Origin of the sequence: Embleya scabrispora DSM 41855, assembly GCF_000372745.1 — a bacterium.
In the GTDB taxonomy this organism is placed as follows: Bacteria; Actinomycetota; Actinomycetes; order Streptomycetales; family Streptomycetaceae; genus Embleya; species Embleya scabrispora.
Map to the genome: position 1 here is coordinate 60,905 of NZ_KB889629.1, position 17,464 is coordinate 78,368.

18 protein-coding genes and 1 tRNA gene are annotated in these 17,464 nt (G+C 71.9%); 10 read left to right on the forward strand and 9 right to left on the reverse strand.

What is annotated here, in order from left to right; all coding sequences use genetic code 11:
* Nucleotides 1-4: 4 nt before the first annotated feature.
* The gene (locus tag A3IC_RS72515) at nt 5-1,675 is read right to left on the reverse strand and encodes a serine/threonine-protein kinase (RefSeq protein WP_020550624.1); all 1,671 of its coding nucleotides are present in this window, start codon (nt 1,673-1,675) and stop codon (nt 5-7) included.
* 163 nt (nt 1,676-1,838) lie between these two features.
* On the opposite strand from A3IC_RS72515, the gene A3IC_RS54280 reads away from it, so the two are divergent.
* The gene (locus A3IC_RS54280; protein WP_020550625.1) at nt 1,839-3,002 is read left to right on the forward strand and encodes a nucleoside 2-deoxyribosyltransferase domain-containing protein; all 1,164 of its coding nucleotides are present in this window, start codon (nt 1,839-1,841) and stop codon (nt 3,000-3,002) included.
* On the opposite strand, the gene A3IC_RS0113725 is transcribed toward A3IC_RS54280, so the two are convergent.
* Complete coding sequence (locus tag A3IC_RS0113725; protein ID WP_020550626.1) at nt 2,993-3,199, reverse strand: hypothetical protein; 207 nt, start codon at nt 3,197-3,199, stop codon at nt 2,993-2,995. The genes A3IC_RS54280 and A3IC_RS0113725 overlap by 10 nt on opposite strands.
* A 131-nt stretch (nt 3,200-3,330) precedes the next feature.
* On the opposite strand from A3IC_RS0113725, the gene A3IC_RS54285 reads away from it, so the two are divergent.
* Nucleotides 3,331-3,573 carry a hypothetical protein gene (locus A3IC_RS54285; protein ID WP_020550627.1) on the forward strand — a complete coding sequence of 81 codons (243 nt, stop codon included), beginning with the start codon at nt 3,331-3,333 and terminating at the stop codon, nt 3,571-3,573.
* Nucleotides 3,574-3,642: 69 nt separating this feature from the next.
* Here A3IC_RS54285 and A3IC_RS0113735 read toward each other — a convergent pair whose 3' ends face one another.
* Nucleotides 3,643-4,191: a hypothetical protein gene (locus tag A3IC_RS0113735; protein WP_020550628.1), complete on the reverse strand. Its 549-nt coding sequence runs from the start codon at nt 4,189-4,191 to the stop codon at nt 3,643-3,645.
* Between the two features lie 61 nt (nt 4,192-4,252).
* The gene (locus A3IC_RS68645; protein ID WP_158695950.1) at nt 4,253-4,474 is read right to left on the reverse strand and encodes a hypothetical protein; all 222 of its coding nucleotides are present in this window, start codon (nt 4,472-4,474) and stop codon (nt 4,253-4,255) included.
* 76 nt (nt 4,475-4,550) lie between these two features.
* Here A3IC_RS68645 and A3IC_RS68650 point away from each other — a divergent pair, with 76 nt between their 5' ends.
* Nucleotides 4,551-5,030, forward strand: coding sequence for a hypothetical protein (locus A3IC_RS68650; RefSeq protein ID WP_026218234.1), 480 nt, complete (start codon nt 4,551-4,553; stop codon nt 5,028-5,030).
* 111 nt (nt 5,031-5,141) lie between these two features.
* Here the strand turns inward: A3IC_RS68650 and hemC are convergent, their stop codons facing one another.
* Complete coding sequence (gene hemC, locus A3IC_RS0113745) at nt 5,142-6,041, reverse strand: hydroxymethylbilane synthase (protein WP_079026438.1); 900 nt, start codon at nt 6,039-6,041, stop codon at nt 5,142-5,144.
* A gap of 216 nt (nt 6,042-6,257) precedes the next feature.
* Here hemC and A3IC_RS54290 point away from each other — a divergent pair, with 216 nt between their 5' ends.
* Nucleotides 6,258-6,461: a hypothetical protein gene (locus A3IC_RS54290; RefSeq protein ID WP_020550631.1), complete on the forward strand. Its 204-nt coding sequence runs from the start codon at nt 6,258-6,260 to the stop codon at nt 6,459-6,461.
* A 198-nt stretch (nt 6,462-6,659) separates the two neighbouring features.
* On the opposite strand, the gene A3IC_RS0113755 is transcribed toward A3IC_RS54290, so the two are convergent.
* Nucleotides 6,660-9,125, reverse strand: a complete 2,466-nt coding sequence (locus tag A3IC_RS0113755; protein ID WP_020550632.1) for a beta-glucosidase family protein — start codon at nt 9,123-9,125, stop codon at nt 6,660-6,662.
* Between the two features lie 174 nt (nt 9,126-9,299).
* On the opposite strand from A3IC_RS0113755, the gene A3IC_RS0113760 reads away from it, so the two are divergent.
* Nucleotides 9,300-9,965, forward strand: a complete 666-nt coding sequence (locus A3IC_RS0113760) for a TetR/AcrR family transcriptional regulator (protein WP_020550633.1) — start codon at nt 9,300-9,302, stop codon at nt 9,963-9,965.
* 22 nt (nt 9,966-9,987) lie between these two features.
* On the opposite strand, the gene A3IC_RS73015 is transcribed toward A3IC_RS0113760, so the two are convergent.
* The 3 genes from A3IC_RS73015 to A3IC_RS0113775 form a co-directional block, all read right to left on the reverse strand.
* Nucleotides 9,988-11,184: a MerR family transcriptional regulator gene (locus tag A3IC_RS73015; protein WP_020550634.1), complete on the reverse strand. Its 1,197-nt coding sequence runs from the start codon at nt 11,182-11,184 to the stop codon at nt 9,988-9,990.
* Nucleotides 11,185-11,360: 176 nt separating this feature from the next.
* Nucleotides 11,361-11,858, reverse strand: a complete 498-nt coding sequence (locus A3IC_RS0113770) for a universal stress protein (protein ID WP_020550635.1) — start codon at nt 11,856-11,858, stop codon at nt 11,361-11,363.
* Between the two features lie 648 nt (nt 11,859-12,506).
* The gene (locus A3IC_RS0113775) at nt 12,507-13,619 is read right to left on the reverse strand and encodes a YeiH family protein (RefSeq protein ID WP_020550636.1); all 1,113 of its coding nucleotides are present in this window, start codon (nt 13,617-13,619) and stop codon (nt 12,507-12,509) included.
* An 11-nt stretch (nt 13,620-13,630) separates the two neighbouring features.
* Here A3IC_RS0113775 and A3IC_RS0113780 point away from each other — a divergent pair, with 11 nt between their 5' ends.
* The 5 genes from A3IC_RS0113780 to A3IC_RS54300 all read left to right on the forward strand — a co-directional run bounded on the left by A3IC_RS0113780 (nt 13,631) and on the right by A3IC_RS54300 (nt 17,373).
* Nucleotides 13,631-14,557: a LysR substrate-binding domain-containing protein gene (locus A3IC_RS0113780; protein ID WP_020550637.1), complete on the forward strand. Its 927-nt coding sequence runs from the start codon at nt 13,631-13,633 to the stop codon at nt 14,555-14,557.
* 185 nt (nt 14,558-14,742) lie between these two features.
* Nucleotides 14,743-16,038, forward strand: a complete 1,296-nt coding sequence (locus A3IC_RS0113785; RefSeq protein ID WP_079026439.1) for a GlxA family transcriptional regulator — start codon at nt 14,743-14,745, stop codon at nt 16,036-16,038.
* Between the two features lie 4 nt (nt 16,039-16,042).
* Nucleotides 16,043-16,654, forward strand: a complete 612-nt coding sequence (gene orn / locus A3IC_RS0113790; protein WP_020550639.1) for an oligoribonuclease — start codon at nt 16,043-16,045, stop codon at nt 16,652-16,654.
* A gap of 177 nt (nt 16,655-16,831) precedes the next feature.
* Nucleotides 16,832-16,907 (forward strand) — tRNA-His (locus tag A3IC_RS0113795).
* A gap of 163 nt (nt 16,908-17,070) precedes the next feature.
* The gene (locus A3IC_RS54300) at nt 17,071-17,373 is read left to right on the forward strand and encodes a DUF397 domain-containing protein (protein WP_020550640.1); all 303 of its coding nucleotides are present in this window, start codon (nt 17,071-17,073) and stop codon (nt 17,371-17,373) included.
* Nucleotides 17,374-17,464: the final 91 nt, after the last annotated feature.

Sequence of the window (17,464 nt, forward strand, 5' to 3'; positions counted from 1 at the left end):
CGGCTCACGCCTCGTCCCGGACGCCGTAGCCGTCCAGGCGGTGCTCCCAGTAGGTGAGGTCGTCCCAGACCTCGATGACCAGCTCGTGATTGGGGCCCAGCACCCGGATCACGTCAGGGACCAGCGCACGCAGGTGCAGCACCGCGCCGACGAAGTTGCCCGCCTGGCCGTCCCAGCGGGCCCGCTCGCGGCGGACCCGCAGGGTCTCCAGGTGGTCGGTGCCCAGCACGTGGACCTGGTCCGGGAGCAGGTTCTTCAGCAACTGCGCCGCGTCGGCCGGCCGGCCCGCCTCCCCGGTCCAGTGCGCCAGCGCCCGGCGAGCGCGCAGCGTGTCCGGGGACAGCGCTCCGCGCAACCGCCCGCCGTCGGAGATCACCCCGCGCAGCAGTGTGATCGCCGCGAGCGGATCCCCGTCCTTGCCCAGCCGCGCGGCCAACTGCTCGCGCAGCAGCAGCGTATCCGGGTGGTCCACGCCGAACTCGCGCATCCGTTGCCCGAGTTCGGCCCGCAACACCTGGAGCGAATCGCTCGCGCGGGCCGGGCGCGGCTCGGCCGTGTCCAGCACCAGCCGGACCGGCTGGTCCTGGGTCGGCTGCGCATCCACCGGTGCGACCGGGTCCGAGGCCAACATCCCCCACGGCTGCGGCGCGAGGTTGCGCGGCGGTACGACCGACAACTCCAACAGTCGATCGCGCACCTCCGCCGCGCTCGCCGGCCGGTTCTCCGGTCGTTTGGCGAGCAGCGCGAGCACGAGCGCGGCCAAATCCTCGGGCACCTCCAGCCGGGTATTACGCACCGACTCGGGTGGGCGTTGCAGATGGGCGGTCATCATCGAATGCGGACGGTCCAGGCCGAACGGCGGCGCACCGGTCAGCAGTTCGTGCAGCACGCAGCCCACGCTGTACAGGTCGGCGCGGCCGTCGATGCGACCGCCGAGGATCTGCTCGGGCGACATGTAGGCGGGCGTGCCGATCATGCTGCCGGGCATCGTGATGCCCGCGCGTGAGGACACCTTCTCCATGTAGCGCGCTATGCCGAAGTCGAGCACCTTGACCACCCCGCGCGAGGTCACCATCACGTTCGCGGGCTTGATGTCGCGATGCAGTACGCCGCCCGAGTGCGCGACGTCCAGGCCGTCGCACAGCTGAATCGCCCAGCCGACCACATGTCCCAGCGGCAGCCACGCGCCGTCCGCGACGAGCTGGGCCAGCGAACGACCCGTGATCAGCTCCATCGCCAGGTACATGACCTTGCCGTCGGTCCGGCGCAGGTCACCCGGTCCCGGGCCGAGCGCGGAGGTGATCTGCGCGTCGTGCACCGTCTCGGCCTCGTGGGTGAACACCCGGGTCGCGGGATCGAGTCGCCCGGGACCGAGCCGTTCCGGTTCGGACTGCTCCGGCTCGGTCGTCCCGGGACCGGTCCGGTGCTCCACGACCTCCTTCCGGCCCTGGTCGTGCACGACGATGATGTTCGGCGAGGACAGCCCGCCGACGATGATCGCCTCGCGGCCGAATCGGTCCACGCTGTTGTTGGACGCTCCGAACGACTCCTTGAGCACCTTGACCGCGACGAACCGTTGCATCTTCTGGTCCCAGGCCCGCCACACGGTCGCGTTGCCGCCCGAGCCCAGCCTCTTGTCCAGCCGATATCGGCTGCCAAGCCACAACTGAGCCACCGCAAACGCCTCCCCGTACGCGCCGTATGGATGTGATTCTTTCGTAGCAGCGTGCGTGCGGGGAACGGTATGCGACATCACCACCCGGACACGGATCGGGTCGGCCTCAAGGGGTGGCGGCGACCCTCGATCATCCGGGGTGACGGCCGCTACGGTCGAGACCATGACCGAGATCGTCATTGTGAACTCGCCCGACGAGCCGCCGAAGACGTGGGACGCGAGTGTCTTCCTGGCCGGCCCCACACCCCGCGCGGCGCGTGTGGGCTCCTGGCGTCCGGCGGCGCTGAAGCTGCTCCGGGAGCGGTGGTGCGGGCCGGGTCGCCTGGTGGTGTTCGTGCCCGAGCCCGGCGATGGACAGTCGTGGCCCACCCATCAGGTGCAGCGGGACTGGGAGTTGCGCAACCTGGACCGCAGCGACCGGGTGCTCTTCTGGATCCCGCGCGATCTGCGCGATCTGCCCGGACTGACCACCAACGACGAGTGGGGCTGGCTCAAGGATTCGGGCCGCGCGGTGCTGGGCACCCCGCCGGACGCACCGCAGGTGCGCTATCAGCGGGCCTATGCGCTCGGCCACGACGTGCCGGTACGCGACACGCTGCCCGCGACGGTCGACACCGTGCTGGACGCGCTCGGGGCCGGGGCGTCGCGCACGGACGGCGAGCGGGACATCCCGCTGAACGTATGGCTGACCCGGGCCTTTCAAGATTGGTACGCGGCCCAGCGGACAGCGGGCAACACGCTGCTGGGCGGTCGGATCGCGTGGGTGTGGCGCCGGGGCGCGGCCACCTGGTTGTGGGCGGCGCACGTGCGGGTCGCGATCGCCGCCGAGGGCGGTCGGGTCAAGGACGACGAGGTGGTGCTCGGCCGGCCGGACGTGAGCGCGGTGGTGCTCTACCGGCGCGCCGAGCCGCTCGAGGAGAGCACCGTGGTGCTGGTGCGCGAGTTCCGCTCGGCGGCGCGTACCCGGGACGGCTTCGTGCACGAACTGCCGGGCGGGAGCGGGCACACGGCGGCGGACGGATGTACCGAGGTCGGCCAGGAGACGGGTCTGGCGTTGGCGCCGGAGCGGCTGCGCGCGCACGGCTCGCGGCAACTCGCGGGCACCCTGACGGCGCATCACGCGCACGTGTACTCGGCCGAACTGACCGAGGCGGAACTGGCCGTACTACGCAGCGACCCCGGCCCACATGGTGTGGCCGGGGACGGGGAACGCACTGACGTCGAGATCACGACGTACGGCGAACTGCTGCGGTGCGAGCGCGTCGACTGGTCGACGCTGGGGATGCTGGCGGCGGCTCTGGCAGGCGCCGCCGAGGATCAGCGGTAGTTGCCCAGACCGGTGCAGGGGGCGTGCCGCTCGACCAGGCAGACGGTGTCGTCGATGGTCATCAGCCGGCCGCCGACGATCTCCGGGGTGCGAAACGCCGGGGTCTGCACGGTGACGAGCGGGCGCGGGCTGAGTGCCGCGACGTACGGCTCGCCACAACGGGTGCACATGGCGGGGGCGGTGAGGGTCTTCAGCATGGCGTTCCTCCGTGACTGGTGACGTTAACCTTCCGTTCACCTTCGGTTCGGTCTCCAGTTTCCTTCTTGTATGAGGAAATGTCAACTCTGTTGGCCTACGGAGGTGGCCGCCCATATGGCATCCTGACAGTGTGGATCACGAGGATGTCGACCGGGGACACCCCGATTCCGCCGGAGAGGGCCTGGTCAGGGCCGCGAAGGCGTATCGGAGGACCGAGAAGGCGCACGAAGAGGCGCGTCAAGAACTCAAACGGGCGGCGGTGCGGGCGATCGCCGCAGGGGTCAAACAGTCCGAGGTGGTCAAGGTGACCGGATGGACACGTGAGTACCTGCGCCGACTGAAGAAGGACAAGAAGGCTCACGGCGACGACTGAGGCCGGGCCCCCTCGGGGGTCCGGCCTCGGTCGTGTGCGCCCGGCGTGCCCGGACGGGCGCGCCGGGACTCAGGCGTTGTCCAGGTCGTCCAGGTTCTCGAACTCGGACAGGTCGGACAGGCCGGGCACGTCCTGGAGCGGGCACAGCACGTGCCGCTCGACGATGTAGGTCGTGCCGGCCGCGTTGAACACGTGGCCCGACACGGGTGCGTCGATGCGCGAGAGGTAGCGTCGCTGGGTGGGAATCAGCTGGGCGATGTAGGGCTCGTTGCAGCGGGTGCAAGTGGCCGGGGTCGCGGTCGGCGAGGCCGAGGCGTAGCGGTCGAGCGCGTGTACGAGCCGGTCGGCCAGGTGCGCGGCGGTGCGCTGGGTGGTGGCGACCCGGGTCGGGTCACCCGCCTCGCGGGACTCGGCGCACGCCCGCATCGCGTCGCCGATGCGGCGCAGGGCGACCTTGTGGAACGGCGGCGCCTCGCTCGCGAGCGCATCCGCGCGGTCGGCGATCGAACCGGCGGAGCCGGCGAAGGCTGGGTGCCGCTGGGCGCCGTCGGCGCCGAGGGCCGAGACATCGGCGGCAAGGCCGCGCAGCGCGGCCACGTGCTCGGGCGTCAAGGTCATGGTGTGCCGTTCCTTTCTGCCGTCCGACGGGAGGCAACCCGTCCATAGTGAACAGATTCGCTCAATAAACGCCATGGAATGTGATGATCAGCACGTTGGTGCCCGGTTTGTTCGTGTTTGTCGAGCGGTAGACCCGTTCGATGCCCACGGTCGGGCGCACCACGCGGCCCAGGCGGCCGCACCCGGCGATCAGCGGCCGGATGGGTGACGCCGGGTGCCCTTGCGATGCCGGAGGGATGCCCCTCTGCGTCGTAACGGTCGCGGCGACGTAACCGTTGCGCAATGGCAGAAAAGACCCCCTTGTGACCGGCGGAGCCGGGGGAGGAGAGTCTCGACCAACATCGTTTTAGGGGGAAAGCATGCGCACCATCAAAGTTGGCCTGGTTGCGGTGATTTTGGCCTGCGCCGTCGGGGCCTGCGGGAGTGACGGGGACGGCGGATTCGGTGGGCTCGGGGCCCCGAAGACCACCGGCGCGAGCGGGGACGCCACGCCGACGGGGAAGACCCCGACGAGTCGGGCCACCGATGACGACACGCCGGCGCCGCCCACCAGCACCCGCCCGACCCCCTCGCGCCCGCGCACCACGGCGCCGGCCACGCCGACCTCGACCGGTGCGGGCGGGGGAGGCAACGACTGGAGTTCGCTCTACTCGACGAACTTCCTCAACGGCTGCCTGAGCACGTCCAACAACAACACGCGGTACTGCCAGTGCGCGCTGACCGAACTCCAGGGCAAGTACAGCCAGGCCCAGATGAACGCGTTCGACCAGGAGTACGCGCGGACCAACAAGCTGCCGTCCGAGTTGCAGACCACCGTGCAGAAGTGCCTGAACCGCTGAGCACGCCGAAGAACGGTCCGGCCGTGCGGGGGCACGGCCGACCAGGGTGAGCCGGCGCGGCACCAGCCGTCCCGCCGCCGCGACCGATGCGGCCGGCGGGACGGCCCGCGTTCAGCGCGCGATCGCGTCGATCAGCGCCCGGGCGCCGCGGGCGAGCAGTTCGCCGGCCACGGCGACGCCGAGCTTCTCCGGCTCGGCGCCGCGGTCGGTGGCCTCCAGCAGGTCCGCGCCGTCGGGGGAGAACACCGCCGCGTGCAGGGTCAGGCCACTCTCGCCGCCCGTGCAGTAGGCGGCGATCGGGCTGTGGCAGTGGCCGCGCAGCTCGCGCAGCAGGGCACGCTCGGCCTCGACGCAGGCCCGGGTGCGCGCGTCGTCCAGGGCCCGCGCGGCGGCCAGGGCGGGCGCGTCGTCGCTTCGGCACTGTAGGGCCAGCACGCCCGCGCCGACCGCGGGCAACATCTGACTCGTGGTCAGGATCTGGGTGATGCGCAGCCCCGCACCGATTCGCTCGAGGCCCGCGACGGCCAGGATCAGGGCGTCGTACTCGCCCGCGTCCAGCTTGGCCAGCCGGGTGTTCGCCGAGCCGCGGACCGGCACCGGGGTCAGTCGAGGGTGGCCGCGCCGCAGTTGCGCCGCGCGCCGGACCGAACTGGTGCCCACCCGGGCGCCCGGCGGCAGATCGGCGAGCCGCGCGCCGACCACGCAGTCGTGCACGTCGTCCCGGGGCAGATAGGCGGCCACGGTAAGCCCGTCGGGCAGCGGCACGTCGCCGGGCATGTCCTTGAGGCAGTGCACGACCAGGTCCACCTCCCCGTCGAGCTGCGCGCGGTCGAGTTCCTTGACGAACGCGCCCTTGCCGCCGAGTTCGGCGAGGCTGCCGCCCCAGCGGTCGCCGCTGGTGGACATCGGGACGACGACGGGTTCGTGCGGATGTCTCGGCAACAGGGAGGCGACGAGCCGAGCCTGGGCGAGGGCCATGGGGGAGGACCGGGTACCGATGCGGAGCTGCATGGCCGACACGCTAAGGCTGTGGCGCGCCCGGCACCGCATTTTGCCCGGACCCGATCCCCCGAAGGTGGGACGCGCACCCGCGCACCCGCCGGGACGAGCCCTGCGGCCCCTCCATTCGGCGCAATCCTCGTGTCCTTCGGGTGCTCTGCCGCGTTGGCGAGTCGCGCCATCCTCGGCGATCCGAGACCGTCCGCATCGAGACAAGGAACCGTTCCCATGCAGCGCATCGTCCGCGGCCTTCTGGTCAGTACGGCCGTCATCGCGACGCCCGTCGTCGGCGCGACCGTGGCGATCGCCGCACCGGCCGGCAGCGATACGCGCACCGTGCGGGCCGACCCGATCGACACGGTGGGCGGCGTCTGCGGCAACGGGGCGGACGCACCGGGCTTCGTCAACCCGGCCTTCGGCCAACGCTGCTGACGCTCGACCGGCAGGCCGCGCGGCGCCGATCCGGCTCACCCCGAGGCGCCCGCGGGCACACCCGCGCAAACGGCCGCATCGGGCGGGGCCGTGACTCCCCGGCCCGATGCGGCCGTGTTCCGGTGGCGCGCGCCGTCCCGGCCGCACCGGTGCGGAGCCGGGCCGAGGGGGCGGCACCTCGGCCCGGAAACCGCGGTCCTAGAGCACGAGGTCCGCGCTCAGCCGCAGGTCCGTCACCGAGCGGCCGACGCGCAGCGTGTACGTGCCCGGCGTGGTGGTCCACGCCGCGCCCTGCTCGTCCCAGCGGGCCAGGGTGCGTGCGTCGATCTCCACCGTGGCGGTGACCTTCGCGCCCGCCGCGGCGTCGATCGCGGCGAACCCGACCAGGCGGATCGGCTCCGGCCGACCCATCAGCGTGCCGTCGGCGGTCTCCAGGTACACCTGCGCCACTTCGCGGCCCGCCCGCTCGCCGGTGTTGGCCACGGTGATCTCGACGGTCACGCCGCTCGCGTCGCCCTCGACCGCGACCTGCTCGTACGCCCAGGTCGTGAACCCCAGGCCGTGCCCGAACGGGTACGCGGGTGCCGCGTCGCCCAGCGCCCAGGCGCGGTAGCCGATGTTGCTGGACCGCACCGCGTAGTGGTGCTCGTCGTTCACCCGGGCGGTGGAGTAGACCGGCACGTCGGCCTCGGCCGCCGGGTAGGTCGTGGGCAGCCGCCCGCCCGGCTCCACCACGCCGGTGAGCACGTCGCCCAGCGCCGCGCCGCCCTCCTGGCCGGGCAGCCAGGCCCACAGCACGGCGGCGACCTCGTCCCGCCACGGCATCAGCACGGGCGAACCCGCGTTGACCACCACGACGGTCCTGGGGTTGGCCGCCGCGACCCGGCGGACCAACTCGTCGGAGCGGCCCGGCAGGGCGAGGTCCTTGCGGTCGAAGCCCTCGGACTCGATGTCGTCGGTGGTACCGACCACGACCACCGCGACGTCGGCGGCACGTGCGGCCTCGACCGCGGCCTCCAGTTCGGCCTCCTCGGACCGGCGCGGGTTCGCCCAGCCCAGACCGAGCGCGGCCATGAGGAACCGCTCGCCCTGGGTGAAGTCGACCCGGATCCGCATCGGCGTGCCGGCTGTCGCCTCGACCTCGATGCGGGTGGCCTCGGGGCGCATGATCATCTCGATCACGTCGGTGCCCTCGGGGGCGGTCATGTCCACCGTGCGGGTCGTGTCGTCGATGCTCACCTCGAACCGGCCCGCGCCGCGCACGTCCAGGATGTTGGTCCCGGACACGGTCGGGGTGACGATCGCGCGCAGCCGGATCACCGCGGCCCCGGCCGGAATGTTGTCCGGCCAGAACATCAGGCTGGAGCCCAGCCGGTGCTCGGAGGAGAGCACGGTGCCCTCGGCGTCGAGGAACTCGGCGCGCAGGCCCGGTTCGCCGCTCTCCGGGTCGGCGGCCGTGTCCAGGGACAGGTCGGCGAGCGCGCGGTGGGTGAACGCACCCTCGGTCAGCGTCAGTTCGACGTCCTCGCCGAGCGCGGCCCGCAGGCCCTCGGGGATCGAGACCACGTGCGCGGGGTTCACGTGCGCGCTGCCGCCGCCCTGCGCGGACAGCCGCAGCGCGTTCGGGCCGATCAGCGCGACGCGGGAGAGCGCCGCGGGATCGAGCGGGAGCGTGCCGTCGTTGCCGAGCAGCACCATCGCCTGCGCGGCGATCGCACGCAGCGTGGCGACGGCGTCCGCGGGCGTGGTGGTCGTGGCCGGCGTGCGCTCGCCCAATACGCCCACGCGGGCGGCCAGACGCAGGATCCGAACGACCCGCTCGTCGATCAGCGATTCGGCGACCCGACCCTCGCGCACGGCCGCGAGCAACGGTTCGCCCCACGCCGGGGTCGGACCGGGCATGGCGATGTCGGTGCCGCCGGCGGCGGCGGCCTCGGTGGAGCGCACCGCCATCCAGTCCGAGATCACCACCCCGTCGAAGCCCCACTCGTCCTTGAGCACGCCGTTGACCAGGCGCGAGTTCTCGGTCATGGTCTCGCCGTTGACCCGGTTGTACGCGCTCATCACGAGCCGGACCCGGCCGGTGCGCACGGCCTCCTCGAACGGCACCAGGTAGACCTCGCGCAGCGAGCGCTCGTCGATCCGCGAGTCGTAGGACATCCGGTCGTCCTCGGTCTCGTTGCCGACGAAGTGCTTGATCGTGGCACCGACACCGGCGGACTGGACACCCTCGATGAAGGCGGTCGCGATCCGCGCGGTCAGCAGCGGGTCCTCGGAGTAGCACTCGAAGTGCCGACCGCCCAGCGGGCTGCGGTGCAGGTTCACGGTCGGCGCCAGCAGGACGTGGATGTCCTTGTCCCGGGTCTGCGCGCCCATGATGAAGCCGGCCCGGCGGGTGACCTCGGGATCCCAGGCGGCGGCGAGCGCGGTGGGGCTGGGGAACAGCAGCGAGGTCTCGCGCTCGTCCCACGTGACGCCGCGGACGCCGACCGGGCCGTCCGAGACGCGCAGCTTGCGCAGGCCGATGCCGGGGATCTCGGGAAGCGACCAGAAGTCCTCGCCGACGATCAGCGAGAGCTTCTCCTCCAGGGTCAGCCGCGCCAGCAGGTCGCGCAGCTCGTCGTCGCCGGCCTCGTTGCCGGTGGGTGTGGGGTGGGACGCCATCGTCTGCCTTCCGCTTGCGTTGCCGATCGACCCGCGGTCCGGGCGACCCGCCGGTCGAGTCGGCCGGAGGATCCGCTCGTACCGTAACCACAAAACCTATTGCACGGTAGCTTTGTGATCTCGACGTGACATACATCCGGGCGGGTCACCGTCGGGACACGGCAGGATGACCCCATGGACGCGCAACCGAAGGACCTCCCCACCAACCCGTCGACCCCGACCCGGACCGCCCGGGCGAGACCGCGCGGGCGTGGTTACGCCTCCGGCGACGCCCGGCGCACCCGCATCCTCAACATCGCGCTCCAGGAATTCGCCGAGAACGGCTACCGCGGCACCTCGCTGGCCCGGATCGCCGAGCGCGCCGAACTGACCCAGGCGGGCCTGCTGCACCACTTCCGCAGCAAGCAGGAACTGCTGGTGGCGGTGCTCGACCTGCGCGACCGGATGGACACGGAACATCTGGACCTGGGCGTGCTTCCGCTCGGCGGCGCGGCGGCCCTGGACAAACTCGCCGAACTGGCCGAGCACAACCGCAACATCCCCGGCCTGGTCCAGCTCTTCACCGTGCTCACCGGCGAGGCGGTGACCACCGACCACCCCGCGCACGGCTGGGCCCAGGACCGCTACGCGATGCTGCGATCGGGCATCACCGCGTCGCTGGAGGCCGGGCGGGCGTCCGGCGAACTGCGCGCGGACATCGATCCGCCCGCGGTCGCGGCGCAGGTCTTCGCGATGATGGACGGCCTGCAGCTGCAATGGCTGCTCGACCCCGAACACGTGGACATGGCAACGCTGTTCCGCGACTACGTGGAGCACCTGCTGCGCCGCATCCGGGCCTGAGCCGAGCACGGCCCGAAGCCGGCTACGCGTTCGTGCCCTCGCCCGCGGTCAGCTCGCGCAGCACCGCGCCCAGGTCCCAGTTGGACAGGCTGGCCAGCGCCTCGCGGAAGACGGTGAGCCCGAACAGATCGCCGCGGGCGGTCATCCGACCGGTGGCCAGTGCCTCGCGCGGCGCGTGGCGGTCGTTGAGCAGGATCACCCGGCGCGCGGTGTCGTAGTCCATGTGCACCACCAGGTCCGGGCCCGGCAACAACCCGGGGCGGACCAGTACCCGGCCCTGGAAGACGTCCAGGTGCAGCTCGGCCGGGTCGTCGCGGTCCGGCACGTCGCTCACCACGATGTCCACGATCGCCGGATGCGGCGTGCGCTTCTCCGGATCCGGCGTGATCAGTCGGCTGAGCCGGGACACCGCCGCGATCCACGCGTCCGACATGAACGGGTGCCGATCGAGAGTGGGCTCCTCGTCGCCGACCGGCTCCGGCCGACGCCGGGTGGGCTCCGGCTCCTCGCGCAGCACCTTCCCGAGCTCCTCGCCGAGCCGGCGCGCGGCCGTGCGGCGCATCGCCCGGGCGAGTTCGGCCTCCACCGCGCGCAGCGCCAGCGGTCGCATCCGGCGGATCATCTCCGCCGTCTCGTCCGCGTCGCCGTCGGCGGGCAACAGGTGCGACTCCATCAACCGGCCGAACCCCTCGGCCACGTGCTCCATCGCCGTCCGCAACATCCGCAGCTGCTCGGTGACCGCCGCCACCGGCACGCCGGCCGCGTGCAACTCGGCGCCCACCGCCAGCTCGCGCGGGCTGGGTACCCGGAACACGGTCAGCGAGTCGTCCTCGGGTTCGAGCAGGCCCAACCGCACCGCCGCGGCGAGCGCCACCGGGTCGGACAGGCCGCCGAACATCGCGATCAGCTCGGCCCGGGTCATTCGCTCCGGGCTCTCGTCGCTCCACGGCCCGCTCGCCTCGGCGACCAGCCCCAGTACTCCGCCGAGACTGCGGCCGCCGTCCCACGCGTCGAGCAGTTCCTTGATGCTCACCAGGCTGTAGCCGCGCTCCAACAACTGGCCGATCAGCCGGAGCCGGCCCAGATGGCCGTCGTCGTACAGGGACACCCGTCCCTGTCGCCGCGGCCGCGGCAACAGTCCGCGATCCTGGTACGCCCGTATGTTACGAACGGTCGTGCCCCCCTCGCGGGCGAGGTCCTCGATCCGGTACTCCGCCAACCTCGTGCCTCGCGATCCTCGTGCCCCGTGTCCGCGGCCAACGTAATGCAGATGTGTTCGAGGTTCGATGCGGATGTGTTCCGGGATCGATCACGGGGCGGCTGAAAAGGCGCGGGAAGGCACGGAAAACGAGCGGCGAGGGCGCGCCGGCCTCCGGATCGGGCGGGCGGCGACCGTCAGGGGATCACCACGACCGGCCGCTTGGCATGCTTGACCAGGCGGCACGCGACCGAACCGAAGATTCGGCTGGCCAACCCGGTGGATCCGCCGACCACGATCGCGTCGGCGGTGAACTCGCGCGCGACGTCCTCGATCTCGTGGCAGATGTCACCCCCGCGCTCGACCAGGATCCACGGCACGTCGCTGAGGTGGTCCGCGCAGGCCAACTCCAAGCCCAAAGCCTCGGAGCGGCTGTCCGGCACGTCGATGAAGACCGGCGGCTCGCAGCCGGCCCACACGGTGGCCGGAATCCGGTTGGCCACATGCACGATGACCAGCCCGCCGCCGAGCCTGCGCGCCATACCGGACGCGTAGGCGAGGGCACGTTCGCTGGACTCGGACCCGTCGAAGCCGACGACGACAGGGTGTTGGAACGCGGGGTCGCGCTGATGAGGGGAGTCGGGACGGAGCAACGGAGTGCCGTCCGGAAGGTCACTGAACTCGAAAGCAGCCATGGGAATCGGGCGTCTTTGCTGTGGAGGGGCGCCTCGGGGCTTCCTGGAACCAGATTACTGCGCCGGCCCGCACATTCGAAGTGTCAACCGGGGTTCTCCCGGACAAATACGACACCACGACGCGTGCCGGCCGGGGCTTGGTGCGATCCGCCGGACCACGCGCGGGGATGGCGCCCCCGACAAAGCCTCGGCGAGACACGCACATTAGCCGGACAACGCCGTGAATGGGGAGACCCGGGCGCCCGTGTGGGTGATTGCGATCCGGTCGCGGTCGGTTCCCGGCGCTCACCGAGGGCGGTCGGCGGCCCGGTCCGGGACCCGTTCGGGCCGGTGGAGGGCCCGTTCGGGCCGGCTTCCGGGCCCGTTCGAGGGTGCGCACTGACGCCGCAGGAGGGAACGGGCGTTACCCCGGGCCCCGCCCGAGCGTTGGTCACGACGACACCGTGCGTCCGGGCGACCGCGTCGAAACGGGCGGCGATCCGCAGGCCGGACGCCGACCCTCCCTCACGCCGACCCGACCCGCGCCGCGGCGCCGACGTCGAACCTGTCTGACGGCCCGTCACGCGCCGGGCCGTCGGCGGGTTCGACGTACTTCCGGACGCGCGTGCCTGTCGGTGGCCTCGGCTCGTCCGGGGCCGGCCGGCGAGCTCACATGGTCAGCAGCACGCCGCCGTAGGCGGCGCCGGCGATCAGCACCCAGGACGCGAGGCCCAGGAGCAGCGCCCGCCAACCGGTGCGCACCAGCCGGCTCAGGTCGACCATGCTGCCCAGGCCGAACAGCGCGGCGGCCAACAGCAGGTCCTGCGCGGTGCCCGCGACCTCCAGCACCGAGACCGGCAGCAGACCGGTGCTGCGCACGGCGACCATGGCCAGGAAGCCGACCACGAACAGCGGCATCAGTGCCGGCCGCCGAGCCCCCGCCGCCCCGGTGTCGCCGGCCCGCGCGGCCCGACGGCGCAGCGCGTACCCGGTGCCCACCACGATCGGCGCGAGCAACAGCACCCGCATCAGCTTGACCACCACCGCGATGTGCAGCGCGACCGGCCCGGCCACGCCGCCGGCGGCGACCACCTGGCCGACGTCGTGCACGCTCGCGCCGACCCAGCCGCCGTACCGCACCGCGTCCAGGCCCAGCGGCGCCCGCAGCAGCGGCAGCGCGACGATCGCCAGGCTCCCGCACAGCGTGACCAGCGCGACGGAGGTGGCCACGTCCTCCTCGTCGCTGTCGCTGACGCCGTTCATCGCCGCCACGGCGGAGGCGCCACAGATGGAGAAGCCGGTCGCGATCAGCAGCGGTTGATCACCGGGCAGACCGATCCGGCGACCCAGCCACCGGGTGCCGAAGAAGGTCAGCACGACCACCGCGATCACCATCGCCACCGGCGCGAAACCGAGCCCGACGATGTCGCCGAGGGCGAGCTTGAGGCCGAGCAGCACCACGCCGGCGCGCATCAGCCGCTTGCCCGCGAAGCCCAGTCCCGGCACGGTCGCGGCGGGCAGCGCGCGCACGTTGGCGGCAAGGATGCCCAACGCGACGGCGACCGTGAGCATCGGCAGCCCCGGCCAGACGCGATGCGCACCCCAACTCGCCGCCATCGCGAGCGCCGCCGCGAGCAATCCCGGCCACAATCGCGGCTTCGTCGTCTCGGCGGTGGCCGAAAGTCGCTCGGGGCGGGTGCGGTGCGCGGTGGTCAGGGTCACGACCACCACCTTCGGCCCGGCGTGCTCGCTCGGGTAGCGGTCGATTGCCTGGTAGGTCATAGGGTTTGGCTATGACCTCGCCGGCGCGCCTCTCGGACCGACTGCCCGATCTGTACACGCTCGAACTGCTCGTCGCGGTGACCGAGAGCGGCAGCCTGGGCAGCGCGGCTCGCCGATTCGGCATCAGTCAGCCCTCGGCCAGCGCGCGGATGCGCACGCTGGAGCGGCGGCTGGGGGTGCGGTTGCTGGAGCGCAGCACCACGGGCTCGGTGCCCACCGCGGCCGGCCTGGTGATCACCGACTGGGCCCGCGGTGTGCTCGACCAGGCGCACGCGCTCGTGGAGGGGGCGGCCGCGCTCAAGGCCCGGCAGGAGGACCGGCTGCGGGTCGCGGCGAGCCTGACCGTGGCCGAACATCTGGTGCCCGGGTGGCTGACCGCGCTGCGCGAGGCGGTGCCCGGGGTGCACGTGGGCCTGCAGGTGACCAACAGCCTGCATGTGATCGAGGCGCTGCGGGCGGGCGAGGCGGACCTGGGCTTCGTCGAGGGGCCCTGGGTCCCGCGCGACCTGCAGTCGGCGGAGGTGGGCCGGGATCGACTCGTGGTGGTGGTCGCGCCGACCCACCCGTGGGCCCGGCGGCGGCGCCCGATCGCCGCGGCCGAGTTGGCCGCGACGCCGCTGTTGCTGCGCGAGGCCGGGTCGGGCACCCGGGAGACGCTGGAGCGGGCGCTGGCCGCCTATGACGGAGTGGCCGTGCCGGCGCTGGAGTTGGGGGCCACCGCGCCGCTGCGCTCGGCGGCGATCGCCGGGTCCGCGCCCGCGGTGCTGTCCGATCTCGCGGTCCGCGAGGACCTGGCCGACGGGCGCCTGGTGGCCGTGCCGATGGCCGATCTGCCCGCACTGGACCGCATTCTGCGGGCGGTCTGGCCGCGTGGCCGGGAGCTGCCCGAGGCGGCCCTGCACCTGCTGCACGCGGCCCGCAGGCGCCCCGGGGCATGACAGCGCGGGTAAATGTCGATAAGTTCCGCGATGTGACCACCGTCACAAACACGCATATCTACATAACGTCACGTAGAGAACACCATGCATAGACAAGGTAAGAGAGAGTAAGTTCCGATCTTGGGTTACGTGAGTGACGCCTGTGACCTACTGGGGCGTGAGGGGTGAAGGGGGCGATCGGGGCCATGAGCAGGATCGACAGCCGTAAGGACCGACGGCGGGGGCGGGCCCGTGTGGTCGATGCCGACCATCCGGCCGAGATCACCGCGATCGACGGCGTCGACGCCGTCCCGGTCGGCGACCAGGACGCGGTGGTGATCGTCGCGGCGTCCACCGTGCTGTCCGAGGCCCCGCCGGAGAACGACTCGATCCAGGGCGACGGCGACCTCACCGACGACATCGACTTCGACGGCGAGTACGACCCCGACGCCGAGAGCGTCCTGGCCCCGGGGCGCGAGCGCCCGCTGCTCGGTCGGCGTCGCCCGGACACGATCGCGGTGCTGCTGTTCGCGAACTCGCCGATCCTGGAGAGTTCGATCCCGATATCGGTGTTCGGTGTGGATCGACGCGACGCCGGCGTGCCGAACTACCGATTACTGGTGTGCGCGGCCGAACCCGGACCGCTCCGCACCACCGGCGGCGTCGAACTGATCGCGCCGTACGGCCTCGACGCCCTGGCCCGGGCCGGCACCGTGATCGTGCCCGCGTGGCACTCGCCGTCGCGGATGCCACCGCCGCCCGTGCTGGAGGCGCTGCGCCGGGCCCACCGTGAGGGAGCCCGGATCGTCGGCCTGTGCGGCGGCGCGTTCGTGCTCGCCGCGGCCGGCCTGCTGGACGACCGTCCGGCGACGACGCACTGGATGTACGCGCCCGCGCTGGCCAAGCGCTACCCGAAGGTCCGGGTCGACCCCCGTGAGCTGTACGTCGACGACGGTGACATCCTCACCAGCGCCGGCACCGCGGCCGGCATCGACCTGTGCCTGCACCTGGTCCGCCTCGACCACGGCCCGGACGCGGCCAACGCGCTCGCCCGCCGACTGGTCGTACCGGCCCACCGGATCGGCGGTCAGGCGCAGTACATGGACCTGACCCTGCCCGAGGAGATCAGCGGCGACCCGCTGGCCACCGTCATCTCGTGGGCGCTGGAGAACCTGGCCGAGCGCTTCGACATCGAGCAGTTGGCGACGCGCGCGTACATGAGTCGGCGCACCTTCGACCGGCGCTTTCGCACGCTCACCGGCAGCGCCCCGCTGCAATGGCTGCTCACCCAGCGGGTGCTCCAGGCCCAGCGGCTGCTGGAGACCACCGATCTCCAGGTCGAGGAGATCGCCCGCCGTTGCGGGTTCCGCTCGCCGGTCGCACTGCGCGGCCATTTCCGCAAACAACTGGGTGTTCCACCGGCCTCCTACCGGGAGACCTTCCGTACCCGCAGCCCGGAGGAGACCGGGGACGAGGAGGTGTGTGCCCGGGCCGTAGGGTGACCCTATGAACGACCGCTTGGTCTGGATCGACTGTGAGATGACCGGACTCGACCTGTCCCGGGACGCGTTGGTGGAGGTGGCGGCCCTTGTCACCGACTCCGAGCTGAACATCCTGGGCGACGGGGTCGACGTTGTGATCCGCCCGCCCGCCGAGGCGCTGGCCGGCATGCCCGATGTGGTGCGCAAGATGCACACCGCTTCAGGTCTGCTGGAGGAGCTGGAGGCGGGCGTCAGCCTCGCCGAGGCCGAGGCCGAGGTGCTCGCCTACATCAAGAAGCACGTCCCGGACGGCCGCAAGGCACCGCTGTGCGGCAACTCGATCGGCACCGACCGGGGCTTCCTGGCCCGGGACATGCTCGATCTGGAGGCGTTCCTGCACTATCGGGTGATCGACGTCTCGTCGATCAAGGAGCTGGCCCGCCGCTGGTATCCGAGGGTCTACTTCCAGAGCCCGCCGAAGGCAGGCAACCACCGCGCGCTGGCCGACATCCACGAGAGCATCGAGGAACTGCGCTACTACCGCGAGGCGATCTTCGTCCCGGATCCCGGTCCGGACAGCGACACCGCCAAGGCGATCGCAGCCAAGTACGGCCACAAGCCGGCCGAACAGCCCTAGGCCCGGTCCGGCGGACCCGCCGAGATCCGCCGGACCGAGCCCCGGCCGAGGTCCGCCGGGAAGGGCCCGGATGCGATGTCGCGCGGGGGCGGAACCGGCCTCCCGGAAACCCTGCGGCGAGCAGCCTCCGCGAGCCTGTACACTTTTCCTCGCCGGGACGGAAACGCCTCGGTGATGGTGGGTGTAGCTCAGCTGGTAGAGCACCTGGTTGTGGTCCAGGAAGTCGCGGGTTCAAGTCCCGTCACTCACCCCAGACGAGGTCCCGAGGCGCGTTGGCGCCTCGGGACCTCGCTCGTTTTGCGCCGGTTGTCGCCCCGATGCGCCGATGTCGCCGTTCGCGTTGTGTGCGATGCCGCGCGCGGCGTAGCGTGCGGTCACCTGAGGGTTACGCACGCGTCATCGGGAGGGTTTCGATCATGAGCACCGGCGAGTCCGAGCAGCCTTCGCGGCAGCAGTTGGACGACGAGAAGGCCGCGCTGTACGCCATGGACATCAGCGGTGTCACCTGGATCGGCTACGGCGAGGACACCACCGGCGAAGGCATCGTGGAGACCGCCGAACTGCCCGGTGGGGGCATGGCGATGCGGAACTCGATCCACCCGGAGGGGCCGATCCTGCGGTTCACCGAGGGCGAGTGGACCGCGTTCGTGCTCGGGGTGCGTGACGGCGAATTCGACCTGGACCGGCTCGCCGAGCCGCTGCCGGAGCAGCGCGGCTGACGCCTGCCTCGGCGTTCGTCCCGGCCTCGCCCGGCGCCCCGCCTGACGCTTCGTCAGGCGGGTGGGCGCACGGGCGTCATCCGTTTCGCCC

What these genes read in the sequence shown, in the direction of transcription:
- A3IC_RS54280 (WP_020550625.1), top strand. Translation starts at nt 1,839, where the DNA reads ATGACCGAGATCGTCATTGTGAACTCGCCCGACGAGCCGCCGAAGACG.
- A3IC_RS0113725 (WP_020550626.1), bottom strand. Translation starts at nt 3,199, where the DNA reads ATGCTGAAGACCCTCACCGCCCCCGCCATGTGCACCCGTTGTGGCGAG.
- A3IC_RS0113735 (WP_020550628.1), bottom strand. Translation starts at nt 4,191, where the DNA reads ATGACCTTGACGCCCGAGCACGTGGCCGCGCTGCGCGGCCTTGCCGCC.
- A3IC_RS68650 (WP_026218234.1), top strand. Translation starts at nt 4,551, where the DNA reads ATGCGCACCATCAAAGTTGGCCTGGTTGCGGTGATTTTGGCCTGCGCC.
- hemC (WP_079026438.1), bottom strand. Translation starts at nt 6,041, where the DNA reads ATGCAGCTCCGCATCGGTACCCGGTCCTCCCCCATGGCCCTCGCCCAG.
- A3IC_RS54290 (WP_020550631.1), top strand. Translation starts at nt 6,258, where the DNA reads ATGCAGCGCATCGTCCGCGGCCTTCTGGTCAGTACGGCCGTCATCGCG.
- A3IC_RS0113755 (WP_020550632.1), bottom strand. Translation starts at nt 9,125, where the DNA reads ATGGCGTCCCACCCCACACCCACCGGCAACGAGGCCGGCGACGACGAG.
- A3IC_RS0113760 (WP_020550633.1), top strand. Translation starts at nt 9,300, where the DNA reads ATGGACGCGCAACCGAAGGACCTCCCCACCAACCCGTCGACCCCGACC.
- A3IC_RS0113770 (WP_020550635.1), bottom strand. Translation starts at nt 11,858, where the DNA reads ATGGCTGCTTTCGAGTTCAGTGACCTTCCGGACGGCACTCCGTTGCTC.
- A3IC_RS0113775 (WP_020550636.1), bottom strand. Translation starts at nt 13,619, where the DNA reads ATGACCTACCAGGCAATCGACCGCTACCCGAGCGAGCACGCCGGGCCG.
- A3IC_RS0113780 (WP_020550637.1), top strand. Translation starts at nt 13,631, where the DNA reads ATGACCTCGCCGGCGCGCCTCTCGGACCGACTGCCCGATCTGTACACG.
- A3IC_RS0113785 (WP_079026439.1), top strand. Translation starts at nt 14,743, where the DNA reads ATGAGCAGGATCGACAGCCGTAAGGACCGACGGCGGGGGCGGGCCCGT.
- orn (WP_020550639.1), top strand. Translation starts at nt 16,043, where the DNA reads ATGAACGACCGCTTGGTCTGGATCGACTGTGAGATGACCGGACTCGAC.
- A3IC_RS54300 (WP_020550640.1), top strand. Translation starts at nt 17,071, where the DNA reads ATGAGCACCGGCGAGTCCGAGCAGCCTTCGCGGCAGCAGTTGGACGAC.